This window comes from Carboxylicivirga caseinilyticus (genome assembly GCF_050589785.1).
GTDB classification, from domain to species: Bacteria; Bacteroidota; Bacteroidia; order Bacteroidales; family Marinilabiliaceae; genus Carboxylicivirga; species Carboxylicivirga caseinilyticus.
On sequence record NZ_JBNGOX010000017.1, the window covers coordinates 15,632 to 36,899 of the forward strand.

Genomic DNA, 21,268 nt, shown 5'->3' on the forward strand with positions numbered 1-21,268 from the left:
CAATTAAGATCTAAAACAAATGAAAAACAATAGCATTTTTCGAACGATTATATTGCTTATAGCAATTGGTTTTTCACTTTTTTCATGCCAGGAGAAGATTAAACCGGTGGCTACCGAGTTGAGAGCTCCGGCTTACCCTTTGATCACAATCGATCCATATACAAGTGCATGGTCGGTTACAGATAATTTATATGATGATGCAATTCGCCATTGGACAGGTCGCATTCATTCATTGATTGGTGCTATAAGGGTGGATGGTAAAACTTACCGTTTTATGGGTAAAGAGCAGATTTCTCTTGATCCGATTGTGCCGATGGCCAAGGTTAAGCCATGGGAAGGTACATATACATTCAATAGACCATCAAATGGATGGGAAGCAGTAAATTACAATGCTACTGGATGGAAAACAGGTGATGCTGCTTTTGGTACCCGTGATATGCAGGCTATTTCCACTCCATGGGAAACGCATGATATATGGGTGAGAAGAGAGTTTGAAATACCAGCAGATTTATCGGATAATGATCTGTTTCTTGTTTATTCACACGATGATACTTTTGAATTGTATTTAAATGGTAAACAATTGGTTAGAACCGGTTACGAATGGCATAATGATGTGGAAATTAAAATCGATAGATCATTGCTTAATTTAGGTGGAAAAAATGTGATATCAGCGCATTGCGAAAACCGTACTGGTGGGGCTTATGTTGATTTTGGTGTTTATCAGGAGAGTGTACAGAAGGAGGTTTTTGTTCAGGCTGCCAAACAGAACAGTGTTAAGTTAACTGCTACTCAAACTCAATATAACTTTACATGTGGACCGGTTGACCTTGATGTAAAATTTGTTTCTCCATTATTAATGGATAATCTGGACCTTTTATCTCGTCCGGTTAATTACATCAATTACCAGGTGGCGTCTAACGATGGCCAAGAGCATGAGGTACAAATTTATTTTGAGACTACACCGGAATGGGCAGTAAATGATCTGATTCAGGAGGTGAAAGTTTCAAAGGGTGAAACAGCTAATGTGCAATTTACTAAAGCAGGTACCATTGAACAACCTGTATTGGCTAAGAAAGGTGATGATTTAAGAATTGACTGGGGTTATGTTTATCTGGCTTCTGCTAAAGATCAATCACATGAAGTTGGCGTTGGAAATTATTTTGATATGAAGTCAGCTTTTGCTCAGAATGGAAAATTACCTGAATTAAAAACTGAGATTAAATCTAATTTGGTTGCTGCCATGCCTGCTATGGTTTGCATTGACAATGTTTCAAAAGTAACAGCAATGCCATCAAAAGGCTATGTTATGATTGCATATGATGATGTAGAATCGATACAATATTTCAATAAAAATTTAAAAGCCTGGTGGACTCAAGATGGAAGCCTGACAATCAATGATATTTTCGAAAAATCGATTTCGGAATATGATCAGATAATTAATAGTTGTGAGAATTTTGATGCTAAACTTTGGGATGAATGCTTGACAGCAGGTGGCGATAAATATGCCGATTTGTGTGTGTTGGCTTACCGTCAGGCTATTGCTGCACATAAGTTGGTGAAGGATACAGAAGGAAATATCTTATTCTTATCAAAAGAAAACTTTAGTAATGGATCAATCGGAACCGTTGATGTTACCTACCCTTCAGCTCCTTTATTCCTGAAGTACAATCCTGATTTGTTGAAAGGAATGATGAACCCAATCTTCTATTATTCCGAAAGTGGTAAATGGAACAAGCCTTTTGCTGCTCATGATGTGGGTACTTATCCACTGGCTAATGGTCAGACCTATGGGGGAGATATGCCGGTTGAGGAATGTGGAAACATGGTTATTCTTACAGCTGCTATTGCTCAATACGAAGGAAATGCCGAATATGCCAAACAACACTGGAATGTGTTAACAACCTGGGCAAATTATTTGTTGGAAAATGGTCTTGATCCTGATAATCAATTGTGTACCGATGACTTTGCTGGGCATTTTGCTCATAATGTAAACCTTTCAGTGAAAGCAATAATGGGAGTCGCATCTTATGCTAAAATGGCTGAAATGTTAGGTTATAGCGAATTGTCTCAACAATATACCAAGGCTGCCAAAGAAATGGCAACAAAATGGTGTGAGATGGCCGACGATGGTGATCATTATCGTTTAACTTTTGACAAACCTGATACCTGGAGCCAAAAGTACAACCTGGTTTGGGATAAATTATTGGATATGAATATATTCCCTAAAGAAGTGGCTAAGAAAGAACTGGATTATTATTTGACTGTTCAGAATAGTTATGGATTACCGTTGGATATTCGCCGTACCTATACAAAATCAGACTGGATAATGTGGACAGCGACTTTAGCAGATGACCAGGAGACATTTCAAAAATTTATTGAACCTGTTCACCGTTTTGTTGTGAGAACAAAAGACAGAGTCCCAATGTCTGACTGGTATGAAACAACTAATGGTAATAAGGTTGCTTTCCAGGCCAGGTCTGTTGTAGGCGGTTACTTTATTAAATTGCTCGAAGAGTAGAATTTTTTTTCAAACAAAAAGAATTAGGAAGGTTGTTATTTCTCGGTATTTGGGAAATAACAACCTTTTTTTATAAATACGTCCTTATGTAAGTGCCATTAAATGAGGCTAATGTGATGAATTATGTAAATAATTGTAAAAAAAATGAAAAAAGTTAGTGAGTAGTGTGAGTAATCTGATTTGTGCAGTTGTATTAAGTACGTTGAGGTCAAAACTAATTTATTAAACCTTTAAAAATGCTCTTGAAAGTAAGAGCTAAAAGTAGTTAGTTGAGCTTCAACTTTTCCTAAAAATCTAATTATTAATTAATTCAATTATTATGAAAAGAAAATCTTTACTTTTTAAAATGCTTTTTGCATTCATGCTTCTTTTAGGTTTTGGAAGTGTAAATATGATGGCACAAACATTGAAGCACTCTTATACATTTGATGGAAATGCAAATGATGCTGTTGGAAATGTAAACGGAACTGTTTCAGGTGGTGTATTCGAAAATGGAACATATATCATGTTTAACGGTGATGAATATATTGAGTTTGATGCTGCTGCGTTGGCCTTAAATACTTATGAAGCGATAACTGTAGAAACATATGTGAAAAGAGGAACAAATGGTGATAACGAATATAATGCTGTTTGGTCTTTTAATGGATATAGAGGAGGTAATGATTATTTATTGTCTATAGTTCGTGGTAGCAATTCATGTCAGACGGAAGTTAATGGTATGGGTGTTGCAGGTCCTGAGCCATTAAATGACGAGATACATCACTATGTGTCAATTCTTACAAAAGAATCATTGAGCTTATACATTGATGGCGTTTTGGTTAATAAAAAAGCAACATCAGGTGATATGATTTCTACAATAGGTGCTCATCCTGAGTATCCTGCTACTGCATTTATCGGTAAAAGTACCTGGCCGGATGCAAGTTTCAAAGGAACATTATATGAGTGGAATATTTATGAGGGAGTACTGGATGATGCAACAATTTATGATAATGCAAAAGATTTTGGTGTTGTAAGTAATTCTGCATTGTTGGAAAGTCTTACCATTACAAATGGTTCATTATATCCAGCATTTAATCCTTCTACTACTGACTATGTTGCCATTTTGGATCCTGGAACAACTACTATGAATGTTACTGGAGTAGCATTTGAAGCTGAAGCAGGTGTTATAGGTAATGCAGACGTTGCTATAGATAGTGAAACAGGAAGTTATACTGTAACTGTTTTGAATGGTGATGATCTAACAGAGTATACCATTAAATACATGGTTGATACAGAATTGACTTTAAAACACTCGTATGATTTTAATGAAGCATTTCTGGCAACAGATGTTGTGGGAGGTGTAAATGGTGAGACTAGTGATTTTACTAATATTTTTGACGGTGCATGGCATGCTGATGGAACAAATGCAAATAAAATTGTTTTAGATCCTGAGCAAATTGCTATAAATACATATCCATCAATCACTTTTGAAGGGCATGTTACATTGGGAGAAAATCCTGGATATACCATATTATATTACTTTGGTGGTGACGGAAACAATAATGCTACTTTATTGCGTTTAACTGATGGTTCAGGTGCTAGTGAAAGTTGGGCTCAAATTAGTTCTGCTGATAATAATGTTACTCATGTAGCTACTCCTGAGCCTGATGCTTTTACTGAACATCACTATGTGGTAGTTGTTACTTATGGATCTATTAAGTATTATTTAGATGGATATTTGGTTGGAGAGTCTCAAATTACAAGTCCTGATAATTTCATATCAAATATTGGAACTGATGTTGCTTATTTAGGAGTTGGAACATGGAATGATCCATTGCTAAAAGCAGATGTAGATGAATTTAATATTTACAGTGGCGAAATGGATGCTGCAACTGTAAAAACAAGAGCAGAAGCATACGGAATAGCAACAGCTATCAGACCTGAAAAAGCCAACAATACAAAAGTATATCCTACTATTTCATCAGGTGATTATACTGTTGAATTTACTGGTAAACCAGGCTTAATCAGTGTATATAACTTAGCAGGTAACTTAGTTAAAAAAGTTCAGCCAGCTGCAGCTAAGGGTTCATTCTCAATTGATCAACCAGGTATGTACATCGTAAAAGTACAAGGTGAAGGAGGAATGAAGACATTTAAAGTGATTAAAAAATAAAACCTAGAAGTATTACAAAGAAAGAGGGACTGTTCAATTGGGCAGTCTCTTTTTTTGTTGTAATGTTTATAAACTCAATGGATCTGATAAGTTTGAAATTTATGATGAGTGAAAAGTATTCGTAAATTGTATTGAATACAGAGTTTGATTAGAGTTTATATTTATTGATTTTATATAAAAAATTATAAGCATGACCAATAGAAGAGATTTTCTTAAAAAAGGAGGTATTGCTGTTGCCGGTTTGGCTGTTGCCGGATCTGCAAGGGCTACTCTTTTCTTTGATAAATCATATGTTTCTAACAGACCTGAAATGAGCAAAAGACATTTTGTTTCTTCGGCTGTAGAGAAGACAATTAAAAAAACAGTTAAAAATATAAAAGATCCGAAGCTTGCCTGGATGTTTGAGAATTGTTTTCCCAACACACTTGATACAACGGTTGAGTATGGAATGAAAAATGGCAAACCCGATACTTTTGTCATTACGGGAGATATTCATGCTATGTGGCTAAGGGATTCAACAGCTCAGGTATGGCCATATCTGCCATTGGCAAATCAGGATGATGAACTGAAATCACTTCTTGCTGGTGTTATTCATCGCCAAACGCAATGTGTTATTCTGGATCCTTATGCGAATGCTTTTAATAAAGATGAGCATGAAAAAGGTGAATGGATGACGGATAAAACGGATATGAAACCTGGTTTACATGAGCGTAAATGGGAAATTGATTCACTTTGTTATACCGTTCGTTTAGCCTATCATTACTGGAAAGTAACCGGTGATACCTCTGTTTTTGATGCGGATTGGCAAAAGGCTGCTGAATTAATTGTACAAACATTTAAAGAGCAACAACGAAAAAATGGCCTGGGTCCTTATCGTTTTGAACGTGAAACAACCCGACAATTAGATACCTTGTCCAATGGAGGATTGGGCAGACCTTTAAAACCAGTTGGATTGATTAATTCTTCTTTTCGTCCATCTGATGATGCATCAACATATGGTTTCCTGATTCCTTCCAATCTGTTCGCTGTCACTTCATTGAATCAATTAGCAGAAATTAGTAATGTGGTAACAGGTAAATCTGCTTTTGCAAACACTTGTTTAGAATTGGCAAAAGAGGTAGATACTGCCATTAAAGAATATGCAATTGTTAGTCATCCAAAATACGGCAAAGTGTATGCTTTTGAAGTAGATGGTTATGGCAATGCAACGTTTATGGATGATGCCAACGTTCCAAGTTTACTGGCACTTCCGTATCTGGGTTGTGTAGATAAAAATGATCCGGTATATCTGAATACCCGTAAGCTTGTATGGAGTGAAGATAATCCTTATTTCTTCAAAGGAAAAGTAGCTGAAGGTATAGGTGGTCCGCATGTTGGTTATGATATGGTATGGCCTATGAGTATTATTATGAAGGCAATGACTAGTACGAATGATGCTGAAATACAGGCATGTGTTACTACTTTAAGAAATACTGATGCGGATACTGGTTTTATGCACGAAACTTTCCATAAGGATGATCCGTCTAATTTTTCCAGATCATGGTTTGCATGGGCTAATACCTTATTTGGTGAGTTAATTTTGAAGTTGGTTAACGAAGGTAAGCAGCATCTTTTAAAAATGTAAAGATATTGTTCTATAAAGTTATAAGAGGCTGTCTATTTTATTTTTTACGATAGCCTCTTTTTTATTGTCTCAATTTGCAATTAATATTTTGCATATTGATATATCTAATAATATTGATTAAGAGTTATTTATAGATAACTTAATTTAACACTTAAGTTATAACAGACTATCAGCTATTAGAATTTTTCTTTCGCTTTTATTTTTATTTAAAATGTATAAGTGTCAACTATACAGTAGTATAGGTGTATGTCTTTTAGAATCTTTTATTAATTGTTAAAAAAAGATAAAGTTCGATGAGTAGTATTAAAAGACTGGTTGTATTAGAGTGTGAAAGGACTCTGTATTCTTTGTCTTTTTAGTCATTTACTGGATCGAGGGAAGTAATGACAAGACACTGGGATCAGAAGTAAAATCAAATAGAAGTTAAAATATGAAGGTGTTCAATTTAGAGATACTTATTAATCAGGATAATTAGGAAAAAGGATTATTGGTATTGATTAATTGGTTATTAAGTGTTTTTGAATTCGTAATGCCAGGATAAGTAACTATGAAAAAGAATCAGTCTAATTTATTTTTAAAGTATTAAAAATGAAAAAATTATTTACACGAGGTCACAAAATTTTCTACTGGATGTTAGTGACATTAACATTTTCATTTGTCAGTTGTGAGGATGATACAATTGAGAAAACAGAAAAAGCTTATGATCCTACACAACCAGTGACAATTACAGATTTTACGCCTAAATCAGGTGGAGCGAATGAGCAAATGATTATTTATGGAAGCAATTTTGGTAGTGATGCTGACATAATTCATTTGACAATTGGAGGTGAAGAAGCTAAAGTAATTGGGGTGAAAGATAAAATCATTTATTGTTTAATTCCCAGACAAGCTGACGAAGGAACACTTGAAATTCAGGTAGGTGAAGGGGATAATGTTTCAGCAGTAGCCACAATAGATGAGAAATTGCAATATATTAAAAGAACTCTTGTGTCTACCCTTTGCGGGGAGGTTAATGACGATGGTGAATATGAAACAAAAGATGGAACTTTCGATGATTGTGGAGGTTTCTTTAATCCAAGCTGGTTTACTTTTGATCCTCAAAATCCTAATTTACTTTACATGACTCAGGATGGTGTTGCTGGAGGAGATGTGCGTTTACTAGACTTGGATGCAGAAACAGTTTCAACACCGATTACCAGAGCAATGGGCAACTGGGGAAGGATGAGAACAATTGATTTTACCCTCGATGGAGAATATATGATCATTTCTAACGACCAGGGAAATGAAGATGGTATTAGTACATCCATTCTATCCAGAGCTAATTATTTCCAGGATCCTCAGATATTAACTTCATATAAGCAATGTAACGGCTCAGCTATTCATCCTGTAAATGGAGAATTGTATTTTAACAGCTATGAGAAAGGACAATTTTTCCGTTTTGATCTGGATCAATATTTTTCAAGAGGATTGGATGTTAAAGCCTATGAAGAGTTGTTTAAGATACAGGATAACGCATGGGAATTTAATATTCGTATACACCCAAGTGGTGAGTATGCTTATATAGTAGTAATTAATCAACACTACATTCTCAAATCTGATTACAATTGGGAAACGAAGAAATTTACCTCTCCTTATGTAGTATGTGGAGAAGCCCGAAGTGCAGCCTGGGTTGATGGAGCAGGAACCAGTGCTCGATTAAATACTCCTTATCAAGGTGTTTTTGTTAAAAATGAAGATTACGTAGCACAAGGAAAGGCTGATGTTTATGATTTCTACTTTACAGAGAGAGGTAATCATGATATCCGGATTTTAACACCTGAAGGTAAAGTAACAACATATGCCGGAAGAGGAAGTGAAAATGTTAACTCTGATCCATTCGGATACATTGACGGAGGCCTGAGAGATGAAGCTCGCTTTAATGGACCTGAAGCACTGGCCTATGATGAGGAGAATAAGGTTTTTTATATTGGTGATTGCCAAAATCACGTAATTCGTACCATAGTTGTTGATTAATTAATACCCTAAACACGAAATACATGAAGAATTTATTATATACAATTATTCTTGTGTTATGCTTTACAAGTAATGCATTAGCCCAGGAAAAAGTTGTAGTAACAGGAAATGTAAAAGATGCCAATAATGAACCTTTGGTTGGTGTAAATATAATTATTAGTGATATGCCCGGTTTGGGAACCATTACTGATATAGACGGAAATTTTAAAATTTCTATGGAACCATATCACAAATTAGTTTTTTCATTTATTGGATTTGATAATCAGGAAATACTGATAAAGGAGCAACGTGTTGTCAATGTTGTGATGCAAGAATCAGCAGCAAGTAAATTGGATGAGGTTGTCATAACAGGAACAGGAGCTAAAAAGAAAGTAACTGTAACGGGTGCTATTACCACTGTTAAGCTTGAAGAAATGAAAGCCAATCCAACTTCCAGTATTGTAAATAGTCTGGCAGGTAATGTGGCCGGGGTAATGACAATGCAAACTTCAGGACAACCGGGTAGAAATGTATCCGAATTCTGGATTCGTGGTATTTCTACTTTTGGTGCAGGAACAGGAGCTTATGTGTTAGTTGATGGATTTGAACGTGATCTTAACGATATTAATATTGAAGATATTGAATCGTTTTCTGTATTAAAGGATGCTTCTGCAACTGCCATTTATGGATCAAAAGGTGCAAATGGTGTTATTTTAATTACAACCAAACACGGTAAAGCCGGTAAGGTTCATATTAGTGCAAAAGTTGAAAGTACTTATAATACCCGAACAATTACTCCTGAATTTGTAGACGGAAATACATATGCAAATTTGCTTAATGAGGCTCGTGTTACCCGAAATCTTATACCTAAGTATTCGAACGAAGAGTTAGAGATTATAAAATATGGACTTGATCCGGATCTATATCCAAACGTAGATTGGTGGGATAAAGTATTAAAAGACGGAGCCTTTAACCATCGTGCTAATATTAATATTAGTGGAGGTAGCAACAAAGCACGTTATTTTGTGTCTGCCAGCTATGTTGAAGAGCAGGGTATGTATAAAACAGATCAAGCCATAAAAAAGGAATATGATACAAACGCTAATTACAAACGATGGAATTATCGTTTAAATACAGATATTGATGTAACAGAAACTACACTTCTTAAAGTAGGTGTTTCAGGATCTTTGGCCAAGGTAAATACTCCTGGTTTAGGTGGTGATCTTTGGGGCGAATTATTTGGATATACTCCATTACTTTCTCCAGTAGAATATTCCGATGGTCGTGTACCTGCATATGGTACAGGAAATCAGACCAACCCATGGGTATCAGCTACGCAAACTGGTTTTAATGAGGAATGGTTTAATAATATACAGACGAACATTACACTTGAACAAAAACTTGATTTCATAACTAAAGGACTTCATTTTAGAGGTATGTTTGGTTATGATACTAATAACAGTAATAACATTGACCGTCGTAAGTGGCCTGAGCAATGGTATGCTGAAAGAAGGGATGCGAATGGTGACTTAGATTATAAAAGAATCTCAGAAGCCAGTGTGATGACACAGTCAAGTGGTTCATCGGGTAACAGAAGAGAATTCCTTGACTTAACAATGAAATATGATCGAGCTTTTAATAACCATCATGTAGGAGGAACTTTTAGATATACGCAGGATGCTTTCATTAATACGCAAGGGTTAGGAGAGGATCTTAAAAGTGGTGTAGCCCGAAGGAATCAAGGTTTAGCAGGTCAGTTGACTTATAATTGGAGTTTACGCTATTTCCTTGACCTGAACTTCGGTTATAACGGTTCTGAAAATTTTGCACCAGGGCATCAGTTTGGTTTTTTTCCAGCTTTCTCAGTCGGTTGGAATATTGCAGAGGAATCATTTGTGAAAAACAATCTTCCTTGGGTAAACATGTTTAAGGTTCGTTACTCTTATGGAAAAATTGGTAATGATAATCTTGGAGATAACCGATTTCCATACTTGTACTCGATCAGTTTAGAAGGAGGCGGTTACCAGTGGGCTGAATATGGTAATGATAAGTCTTATGCTGGTGCTTATTACTCACAGGTGGCTTCTCCGTATGTTAGTTGGGAGATAGCGACTAAGAAGGATTTAGGTTTAGATTTTTCTTTATTTGATGATAAATTATCAGCAAACGTTGACTACTTTGAGGAGAGACGTGATGGTATCTATATGGCTAGGAACTTTTTGCCCGACATGGTAGGTTTGGAAAGTACGCCTAGTGCTAACGTTGGTATCGTAGAAACAAAAGGATTTGATGGTCGCTTTGACTTTAAGCATAAAGTTGGCGATGTTGAATTAACTGTTAGGGGTACTATTACCTATAGTAAAAACGAGATATTGGAAAAAGATGAGGAAAACACTATTTATCCTTATCAGCTGGAAGAAGGTTACAGGGTTAATCAAAACAAAGGATTGATTGCATTGGGTTTATTTAAGGATTATGATGATATTAGAAATAGTCCTACTCAAACCTTTGGTGTTTATCAACCCGGTGATATTAAATATAAGGATGTAAATGGAGATGGAGTCATTAACGATGATGATATTGTTGCCATTGGATCTACTACAACACCCAATTTAATTTATGGTATGGGTACCACTGCACGTTGGAAGAATCTGGATGTGAATGTACATTTCCAGGGAGCAGGAAAAAGTACATTCCCTATTTATGGTAAAACAGTTTATGCTTTTAGTGAACAATTGTGGGGGAATGTATTGGCTGGTTTAGTTAATGAAGATCGTTGGATTTCTGCTGATATTTCTGGTGATCCTTCAACTGAGAATCCAAATGCATCTTATCCAAGATTGAGTTATGGAGGTAATAGCAATAATTACCGTAATTCTACATATTGGTTACGTGATGGATCGTATCTACGTCTTAAAACGGTTGATCTTGGTTTTACAATACCAAAACGAATTGTTAACAAATTTCATCTGGATAATGTACGTATTTCATTGGTGGGTACAAATCTACTGACATGGTCTAAATTTAAATTGTGGGATCCGGAGATGGGTAGTCCACGAGGAGAGAAATATCCTCCTTCCAGATCAATTACTTTTGGATTAAGCCTAAATTTATAATACTTATAGCGATGATAAATAAAATAAAAATATTCTCAATAGTATTCATTTTTGCAGGCCTGTTTGGTTCCTGTACAGATTATCTGGATTCAGATGCATACTTTAAAGATAGGGTGACAGATGAAACGGTATTTACCAGTAAACTTCATTCAGAACAATGGTTGGCCCATACCTATTCATTCTTAGAAAATGAATGTGCTGACGTTTGCAGTAAAGGTTATTCACCACACTGTTTTGCTGATGATATGTATTACGGTGATAGAGATATTGAATATGATAATAAAGAAGGCAATGCTTTATCATATAATCAATTTCATATGGGTCAGTATGATGAAAATACCAAACAAGATACCTGGACTCAATGTTACAAGGGTATACGTAATGCATCTATTTTCATCCATAATATTGATGTAAATGAAGATTTAAATGAAGAAGAAATAGCCGATTATAAAGCACAGGCTCGTTTTGTAAGAGCATATTATTATTGGTTATTACTTCGTAAATACGGCCCTATTCCATTACTTCCAGAAGAGGGTATCGATTATACCAATAGTTATGAAGAAATAGCTATTCCTCGAAGCAGCTATCAGGAATGTGCCGACTTTATCAGTAATGAAATGGTTCTTGCAGCAAAAGATCTAAAAGTATATAGGGATGAGCAATCTATGGCAAGGCCTACACGTGGTGCCGCATTAGCAACAAGAGCAATGGTTCTTTTATATGCAGCAAGTCCATTGGCTAATGGAAATACAGATGCTGTTGCACAAGAGCTAGTTGATGATCAGGGTAGAAAACTATTATCATCAGAGTATAGCGAAGAAAAATGGGCTAAAGCTGCAGCAGCAGCCAAAGATGTTATGGAATTAGGAGTGTATGATTTGTATGTGGCTGGATTTAAGGCAGCTGGAACACCTTCCTACCCTGCAACAATAGCACCTCCTTACAGTGCTGATTTTTCTGATAAGAATTGGCCGGAAGGTTGGGCTAACATTGATCCATTTGAATCGTATCGCGCATTATTTAATGGTACAATTAGTGCTTCAGATAACCCTGAATTAATTTTCTCAAGAGTTAATAATGGTGGTGAAACACCAGATGCTATGGTTGCGCACCAGTTACCACGTATTGCTTCAGGATGGAACACGCATGGTATTACACAAAAACAATGTGATGCTTATTACATGAATGATGGTACGGATTGTCCGGGTAAAGATAAGGAAATAGGACGTGGAGATGGTAGTGATAGAGTTACAGGCTATGTGAGTGCTTATGATGCATATTATGGAAACTATAAACCTTTAGCCCGAGGCGTATCACTTCAATATGCAGACAGAGAACCACGTTTTTATGCTTCTGTAGCCTATAATGGAAGTGTTTGGCATCTGGAAAATGAAGCTTTGCCTGCTAACCGTGAAAAACAAGTGTTTTACTACAGAGGAGATGGTAATGGTTATACCAACACCATGTTCTGGCTTCGTACAGGTATTGGAGTTATGAAATTTGTACATCCAAGAGATACTTATGAAAACGGTGATATCAATAATATTGTTGATAAAACAGAACCTGCTATTCGTTATGCTGATGTATTATTAATGTATGCCGAGGCACTTAATGAATTAAATGGATCATATACAGTTTCATCCTGGGATGGATCTCAAAATTATAACATAAGTCGTGATATCAGTGAAATGAAAAAAGGTATTCAACCGGTAAGAATCAGAGCTGGTGTTCCTGATTATACAGATGATGTTTATAGCAGTCAGAGTGAGTTCAGAATTAAATTGAAACGCGAAAGACAAATTGAACTTATGGGAGAAGGAAAACGATATTATGATTTGCGCAGATGGAAAGATGCTCCTGTTGAAGAATCTATTCAGATTTACGGTTGTAACGTTTTAATGACTTCAGGAGAAAGAGACTTGTTCCATACGCCTGTTGCTGCTTTTGCTCTTCAAACAACTTTTTCTGATAAAATGTGGTTTTGGCCAATCAAGCACAGTGAGTTGAGAAGAAACAAGCGTTTAACACAAAATCCTGGATGGACATATTATAATTAACCAAAACTGAATTTGAATGAAACTCTCCTGATCAAAGATAATTCATATAAGATGATGAGAGCATTATGCGGGTTTCATACAAATTAAATTCAAAACATAAGCGCATGAAAAATATATATCAAATACTATTTTTACTGGGAATACTGGTAATGTATAGTGCATGTAATGATGAATGGGAAGATGAGCAATATGTACACTATGTATCATTTAAGGCTCCTCTTGACGATAATGGAGTTACTCCAGTTTATGTAAGATACAAGGCTGATGGAGCAGTAACATATCAGCTGCCTCTGATTGTTAGTGGGTCGAAAGACAATGATCAAAACCTGCAGATTCATATTGGAGTGGATACTGATACCTTGACAGATCATAATTATGCCCGTTTTCAAAGTAGAGAAGAGCTTTATTACAGAGAATTGGGTAGTGAATATTTTGAAATGCCTACTACAGTAGATATTCAGAGTGGAGAAAATACTTCTCTATTGAATATTGATTATTCATTGAAAAATATTGATTTGGTGGATAAATGGATTCTACCGTTAACAATACTTGATGATGCATCCTATAATTATACTGCTAATCCTAATATGCATTACAGAAAAGCATTACTCAGAATAATGCCGTTTAATGATTATTCGGGTTCATACAGTAGTACTGCATTAAGTATTTACCTAAAAGGATATGAGGAGGAAGCTGCGATTGTTAGGAATACAACCATGTTTTATGTAGTAGATGAATCTTCAGCTTTCTTTTATGCTGGTACTGTGGATGAAGATAATATTGATCGTGGACATTATAAGATTGTTGCAACCTTTAATAGTGACAATACAGTAACACTTTCTGCAAGTGATCCAAATATTAACTTTGTTTCTAATAGTGTTCCTGAATTTAGTGTTGAAGAAACACCTAATTACGACTATCCATATATAATAGACCGTTATCTTACAATTAGTAATATAGATTATAATTTTACTGATTATACATCTGTTGTTGGTGCTGAGATTAATTATACCGTGAGAGGTACCGTTATTCTTCACAGAAGTATAAACACACAGATTCCGGATGAGGATCAGGCTATTGAATGGTAATTAACTGTTTGGAAAGAGATATGGGGTGTTACAAGGTTATGTAGCACCCTGTGTTTTTTATAGGATGATAGAACTGCCAAAAACTTATTTTTTTCGAATCAAAAGAGTTAAATGATCCTTTACTAATTATTTCTAACTTTTAAATGATGATGAAATTTATTGCCATAGTTCTTTTTCTTCTTTTCATTCTACCAGTAATCTTTCAACTTGCTGCAGGTTATAAAGCTTTAAAAAGAAAGATAAAATTGAGATTCTGGATGGTTTGTACCATTAGTGTTGTAACTCAAATTCTGGCTTCTTTTTTCATGTTATTATTAATGTCTTATAATGCAAGTAAGTCCGGAATCAACGATGGACTAGGATTTTTAGGTGTTCAATTATATGGAGTATTGATACTGGCTATCATCATCATTGTATGTGGCATTCAATTAGTAGTTTATAAAACCAGAAAGTTATAAATAGTGTGAGTTGTGATATACAGATATTAAATAAAATTCTAAGAAATAATATAAAATATGAAATTCTTATTCTCCTTCTTACTGGTACTGACGATTTCCGGTAATCAATGTAATAGCAAATCTGGTTCAGAAAAGAATCAAAGTTTTACCAATGAAGATGCAACTGTTTGCTTAAAAGCTTTTAATGATGCTTTTTATAATGAAACTACAAAAGTATATAACAAATCCACAGATGTAAAAGACAGAGCGGCAATTTGGACTCAGGCTATTTACTGGGATATGATTATGAATGCTTATAAACGCACAAACGATCCTCAATACTTAAATCTGATTCATGAAATTTATGAAGGTGCGTGCGGGCAGTATGATAATTTTAATTGGAACAACACAACAGAATGGTTTATCTACGATGATATAATGTGGTGGGTAATATCATTAAGCAGAGCCTATGTTATTACCGGAGAAGAAAAGTACCTCGAACTTGCTGTGTCAGGCTTCGATAGAGTATGGTACGGTTCGGAAGGCATTGATGACAGAGGATCGTATGATACAGAAAAAGGTGGAATGAGATGGGGTTGGAAACGCGATGAATGGAAAGGAAAGATGGCCTGTATTAATTATCCGACTGTTATTGCTTCAGCCTTATTGTATCAGATAACCGGGAAAAAGGATTACCTGGATAAGTCAAAGGAGATTTATAACTGGGCAAATGATAATTTATTCAATAAGCATACAGGTGCTGTGGCCGACTCAAAACATGGAGATGGTGAACCTGCCTGGAGAATGCATCTATATAATCAGGCTACGTGTATTGGAGCAGGTGTTATCTTATATCAGATAACCGAACAGGATAGTTGTTTGAAGAATGCTGTTTTGGCAGCTGATTATGTCAAAAATAGTATGTGTGATGCCAATGGTTTTTTTCCATTTGAAAATGGTATTGAACAGGGTATTTATGCAGCCATTTTTGCACAGTACATTGCCGATTTAAGCAATTGTAATCAGCCTCAGTATCGTGATTGGTTACTTAAAAATATAAATACAGCATGGAGTAACAGGGATAAAAGAAATCTGACATTCAAAAATTTTGGTATCCCTTGCCCTGAAGGAGATGTTGAAGTATATGACGCAAGTGGTTGTCCGGCGTTAATGCAAGTAATCAAATAAAATTTTTAGATAAACATATCTCTTAGAACCTGTATCATTTATTAATTATGGTAGCTGCACAAACCTTATTGTGCGGCTTTTTTTATCTGGTTTTTCAAAACAGTTTGAATAAAACCTTTTTCGATGAGTGTTTTTGAGTGGATAATTGTATTAAATGCAGAGTTGTTTTTATGAAATGAGATCAATCAACAATTAAAAAAGTATAAAACTAATTTAACAGTAATGAAAGTAAAAAGGTTAATAAAACAAGGTTCATATGGCTTTGCTGTATTATGCGCTTTATTCACTTCGTGTAATGTAAGCTCAACAAAACAGGAGTCAATAACAACCGAGTTAAGGGCACCAGCCTACCCATTGGTTACCATTGATCCATATACAAGTGCCTGGTCAATGTCTGATCAGTTGTTTGATACTCCGGTACGTCACTGGACAGGAAAAACTCATTCGTTAATTGGAGCAATTAGAGTGGATGGACAGGTTTATCGTTTTCTGGGGAAAGAAGATATACCGTTAAAATCAATTGTGCCAATGGCTGATGAAGTGGCATGGGAAGGTAAATACACAATGGACGAACCTTCTAAAAACTGGATTAAAAATGATTTTAATGATAAGTCGTGGAAATCAGGTATTGGAGCATTTGGTAATGCAGGTAATCAGGATGCTAAAACTGTTTGGGAAACTGAAAATATCTGGGTGAGAAGAGTTGTTCCTGCTATTGACTTATCTAATGTAACCAAAGCTTACTTAAAATATTCGCACGACGATGATTTTGAGTTATATCTAAATGGTAAAGAGATTCTGAACACAGGAAACAGAGCTCGTGATAAGCAAATCATCGAAATTGATCCTTCTTTCCTTTCTGGTGAAGGTGAAAATGTATTTGCAGCTCACTGTCGCGACAGAGGTGGTTTGTCCTATCTTGACTTTGGTATTTATGTCGAAAATGATAGATCACAGGCTTTTGCTCAAACAGCAGTGCAGAATAAAGTTGAGTTAACTGCCACACAAACACACTACTCATTTACTTGTGGACCAGTAGGTTTAAAGGTGAAATTTATATCACCATTGTTGCCAGATGATTTAGATATCTTGTCACGTCCGGTTAACTATGTTACTTACGATGTTGAATCTAAAGATGGAAAAGCACACGAAGTTCAGGTGTTTTTTGAAATGACACCTGAATGGGCTGTTAATCAACCGGCACAAGAAGTAGAAGTGTCAAAAGGAATGTTTGATGAAATCAGTTATGTGAAAGCCGGTACAACAGAGCAAGCTGTTCTGAAACGTAAAGGTGATAACGTGCGCATTGATTGGGGATATGCTTATCTGGCTTCTCGCCAATCGGAGACAAAGACGATAGGATTGGGTGATTATTTTGGCGTTAAGCAGGATTTTACCTCAAATGGTGCCATCACTTCTGATGTTGAGTCAACCATCAATCGTCCGGTTAAAGAAATGACTTCGATGTATTTGGTTGATAACCTGGGTAAGGTTCAATCTTCATCAAGCCAGGGAATGCTAATGATTGCCTATGATGACGTTGAGTCAATCCAATATTTTGGTGATAACCTGAAAGCATGGTGGGCAAATGATGGAGCTGTTTCTTTCAAAGATGCCATGGTTGCTGCCGAAAAGGATTTTTCTGATATCTCAGATAAATGTAGTGATCTTGATAATAAAATATGGAATGAGGCTTCAGAAGCAGGTGGTAAAAATTATGCCGATTTATGTGTGCTGGCTTTCCGTCAATCGATTGCTGCACATAAATTAGTAAAAGATAAGAGTGGTAACATATTGTTCCTTTCTAAAGAGAATTTTAGTAACGGTTCAATCGGAACAGTGGATGTTACTTATCCGTCAGCACCGCTTTATTTGAAATACAATCCTGATTTATTAAAAGGAATGTTAAACCCAATCTTTTATTACTCTGAAAGTGGAAAGTGGACTAAGCCATTTGCTGCGCACGATGTTGGAACTTATCCTTTAGCTAATGGGCAGACCTATGGTGGTGACATGCCGGTTGAAGAATGTGGTAACATGATTGTGTTAACAGCTGCCATTGCAAATGCAGAAGGAAATGCTGACTATGCAGCAGCGCATTGGGATGTTTTAACGGTATGGGCTGATTATTTGCTGGAAAATGGATTGGATCCTGAAAACCAGCTTTGTACTGATGACTTTGCTGGTCACTTTGCACATAATGTGAATCTATCAGCTAAGGCAATTATGGGTGTAGCTGGTTATAGTCGTCTGGCTTCTATGTTGAATAAAGAGGATGTATCAGAAAAATATATGACTGCTGCCAAAGATATGGCTGGTAAATGGATTGAAATGGCTAAAGATGGTGATCATTATAAGCTGACATTTGATAAACCAGGCACCTGGAGTCAGAAATATAACCTGGTTTGGGATAAACTACTTGGTTTTAATCTTTTCCCTCAGGAAGTTATTCAAACAGAGATTGATTATTATCTGACAAAACAGAATAAATATGGTTTGCCATTAGATAACCGTAGAACCTATACTAAATCGGATTGGATTGTTTGGACTGCTACCATGGCTAATACTAAGGAAGAGTTTCAACAGTTTATCGATCCTTTGCATTTGTTTGTGACTGAAACTGAAGATCGTGTGCCAATGACTGACTGGTATGAAACACCAGATGCCCGCCAGGTTGGATTCCAGGCCCGATCGGTAGTAGGTGGATATTATATAAAACTTTTAGAATAGTGCTTAACGGATACATAAGCCAATCCCCTTATGAAAAACGGTTAATGTATCCACTTAATAAACTTTTAGTCAAACTTAACCCTGATTTTATGGATTGCTGCATTCACATTTTGTGATGCAGCAATTATTGTTGTTTACAGTTTGTAATGAGTTGTCTGAGAATATGTTAATCTAAGTATTGTAATCGTTGCTAAATCAGTTTTCTATGAAGAAATTATACATGTGTTTGATATCATTATTGCTGAGTATTACTTTTTATGCACAGAATTTTACCAATCCCATTTATGAATTGGCTGATCCGCATATTGTAACCTACAATGGCTTCTACTATACCACCGGAACCAGTGGAGGGAATGTAGTTTTAAAGAAATCAACAACATTGGAAGGACTTAAATCTTCACCTGCTGTTGAGGTGTTCTCTCCAGCCAAAGGTGGACCCTGTTGTGCATATTGGGCACCTGAGTTACATCGGTTGGATAACAAATGGTATATTTATTATACAGCAAATGACATAAATAATCTCAGTGGCCAAAGAACATATGTCATTGAAAACAGCAACGATGATCCTACATCTCAGAATTGGGTTAATAAAGGAAGGATTTATGATTCATATGCTGATTATTGGGCAATTGATGGAACCGTTCTGACATTGAATGATGTTAATTATTTTATCTGGTCTGGTGTGGCTAATCCATCTGATGGAGATAAACCACAGCGAATATACATTGCTGAAATGCTTAATCCTTACACGCTTAAACCGGGAAGAACATTACTTAGTAGTCCGGATCAATCCTGGGAATCAAACGGTGCAGTAAATGAAGGCCCGGAGGTTATCAAGAAAAATGGGAAAGTGTTTGTTGTATATTCAGCTAATGGTTGCTGGACCCCTGATTATTTGTTAGGAATGATTTCGATGGATGAGACAGAGAATCCATTAAATGCTGCTGCATGGACCAAACATTCGTCTCCTGTATTTGTAAAGAAACCGTCAATACAAGTTTATGGCCCCGGTCATCATTGTTTTTTTACCTCGCCCGATGGAACTGAAGACTGGTTTGCTTATCATGCAACAACAGAAGAAGGTGGAGCATGTGATTATACCCGATCAGTGAGAGCGCAACAATTATATTGGAATGAAGATGGAACACCGGATTTCAGAGAGGCTTTGCCAACCGGACTTCGTATGAAAGCACCTTCGGGCGAACCTACACTTCCTGAAAAGAGCACATTGGCAAATGGAGTTTATAAAATTCTGGCTCGCCATAGTGGTAAAGCTTTGGATGTAGCGGGTTGTTCGCAAAAACCGGGTGCCAATGTACATCAATGGGACGATAATGGACTGGATTGTCAGAAATGGGTTGTACAGGCAACTGAAGGAGGATATTATACAATAGTTGCTGTAGCCGGTGGTTTAGCATTGGATATTAGCAATTGTTCTACTGAAAATGGTGCAAATGTTGGAATGTGGCAACCAAATGCGGCTGATTGTCAGTTGTATTCCATCTATCAGAATGGAGATGGGTATTATTACATTGTTTCGAAGAGAAGTAGCAAAGTTCTTGAGATTGCAGATGGATCAACGCAAAGCGGAGCAAATCTTCAACAAAATAGTTCGATAAGTGCAGATTATCAGCAATTTGATTTTGTATTGCAAGGTGAGTTAATTAACCCAACAGGTGGATATGTATCGTGGGAAAGTTATAATATGCCGGGTAAATTTATTCGTCATCAAAGTTCACGTGCGAGAATGGATAGTTATCTGCCGGATGCAGATGATAGTTACTGGAAAATGATTCCTGGCTTGGCGGGAGCAGGGGTGTCATTTCAATCAAAAAACTTTCCAACACAATTTTTAAGATATCAGAATGGCGAACTGTGGTTGGCAGAAGATGATAATAGTAATGACTTTGAAGCAGAAGCTACATTTAATAAGCAATCTGGGCTGGCAAGTTCAAAGATGGTTTCATTCCAGTCTTATCTGTACAATGATAAATACATCAGACATAGAAACAATTTATTGTATGTCGAAACTATTTCCTCTGATCTTGACAAGACAGATGCTACTTTTCAGCAACTTGGTACAGATGATGCTAGTACCGGGTTAAAAGACGACAAAACAGAAAGAGTGAGTGTGTATCCAAACCCTACTGATGGGGTGATACATTTCAGAGGATTATCTGATCAGATAAAACATTATAATGTACTTAATATCTATGGAAAGAAGCTGAAAAGTGTTGAGACAAGCACTAATATGCTCGATATTTCAGAATTACCTTCGGGCTTATATTTTGTTGAAATTATATCTTCGAAAGGAAGAATAATAGAAAAAATACTTAAGAATTAGAATTTATATTCGTTCTGGTTAT

Annotated in this window: 11 protein-coding genes; all 11 read left to right on the forward strand. The window is 36.1% G+C overall.

Annotated features, from left to right (window positions below):
• The first annotated feature begins 19 nt into the window (after positions 1–19).
• Complete coding sequence (locus ACRD62_RS10495) at positions 20–2,518, forward strand: glutaminase family protein (RefSeq protein WP_430820065.1); 2,499 nt, start codon at positions 20–22, stop codon at positions 2,516–2,518.
• A 319-nt stretch (positions 2,519–2,837) separates the two neighbouring features.
• The gene (locus ACRD62_RS10500) at positions 2,838–4,670 is read left to right on the forward strand and encodes a LamG-like jellyroll fold domain-containing protein (RefSeq protein ID WP_430820066.1); all 1,833 of its coding nucleotides are present in this window, start codon (positions 2,838–2,840) and stop codon (positions 4,668–4,670) included.
• A 190-nt stretch (positions 4,671–4,860) separates the two neighbouring features.
• Positions 4,861–6,294, forward strand: a complete 1,434-nt coding sequence (locus tag ACRD62_RS10505; protein WP_430820067.1) for a glycoside hydrolase family 125 protein — start codon at positions 4,861–4,863, stop codon at positions 6,292–6,294.
• A 588-nt stretch (positions 6,295–6,882) separates the two neighbouring features.
• Positions 6,883–8,307: an IPT/TIG domain-containing protein gene (locus ACRD62_RS10510; RefSeq protein WP_430820068.1), complete on the forward strand. Its 1,425-nt coding sequence runs from the start codon at positions 6,883–6,885 to the stop codon at positions 8,305–8,307.
• Between the two features lie 23 nt (positions 8,308–8,330).
• Positions 8,331–11,402 carry a SusC/RagA family TonB-linked outer membrane protein gene (locus ACRD62_RS10515; protein WP_430820069.1) on the forward strand — a complete coding sequence of 1,024 codons (3,072 nt, stop codon included), beginning with the start codon at positions 8,331–8,333 and terminating at the stop codon, positions 11,400–11,402.
• A gap of 11 nt (positions 11,403–11,413) precedes the next feature.
• Positions 11,414–13,459 (forward strand): RagB/SusD family nutrient uptake outer membrane protein, encoded by a 2,046-nt coding sequence (locus ACRD62_RS10520; RefSeq protein WP_430820070.1) that lies wholly within the window; start codon positions 11,414–11,416, stop codon positions 13,457–13,459.
• A 104-nt stretch (positions 13,460–13,563) separates the two neighbouring features.
• Positions 13,564–14,547, forward strand: coding sequence for a DUF4973 domain-containing protein (locus ACRD62_RS10525; protein WP_430820071.1), 984 nt, complete (start codon positions 13,564–13,566; stop codon positions 14,545–14,547).
• Between the two features lie 146 nt (positions 14,548–14,693).
• Positions 14,694–15,005, forward strand: a complete 312-nt coding sequence (locus ACRD62_RS10530) for a hypothetical protein (RefSeq protein ID WP_430820072.1) — start codon at positions 14,694–14,696, stop codon at positions 15,003–15,005.
• A 57-nt stretch (positions 15,006–15,062) separates the two neighbouring features.
• Complete coding sequence (locus tag ACRD62_RS10535; protein ID WP_430820073.1) at positions 15,063–16,172, forward strand: glycoside hydrolase family 76 protein; 1,110 nt, start codon at positions 15,063–15,065, stop codon at positions 16,170–16,172.
• A 222-nt stretch (positions 16,173–16,394) separates the two neighbouring features.
• A complete protein-coding gene (locus tag ACRD62_RS10540; protein ID WP_430820074.1) occupies positions 16,395–18,902 on the forward strand; it encodes a glutaminase domain-containing protein in 2,508 nt (835 codons plus the stop codon).
• Positions 18,903–19,107: 205 nt separating this feature from the next.
• Positions 19,108–21,246 carry a family 43 glycosylhydrolase gene (locus ACRD62_RS10545; RefSeq protein WP_430820075.1) on the forward strand — a complete coding sequence of 713 codons (2,139 nt, stop codon included), beginning with the start codon at positions 19,108–19,110 and terminating at the stop codon, positions 21,244–21,246.
• Positions 21,247–21,268: the final 22 nt, after the last annotated feature.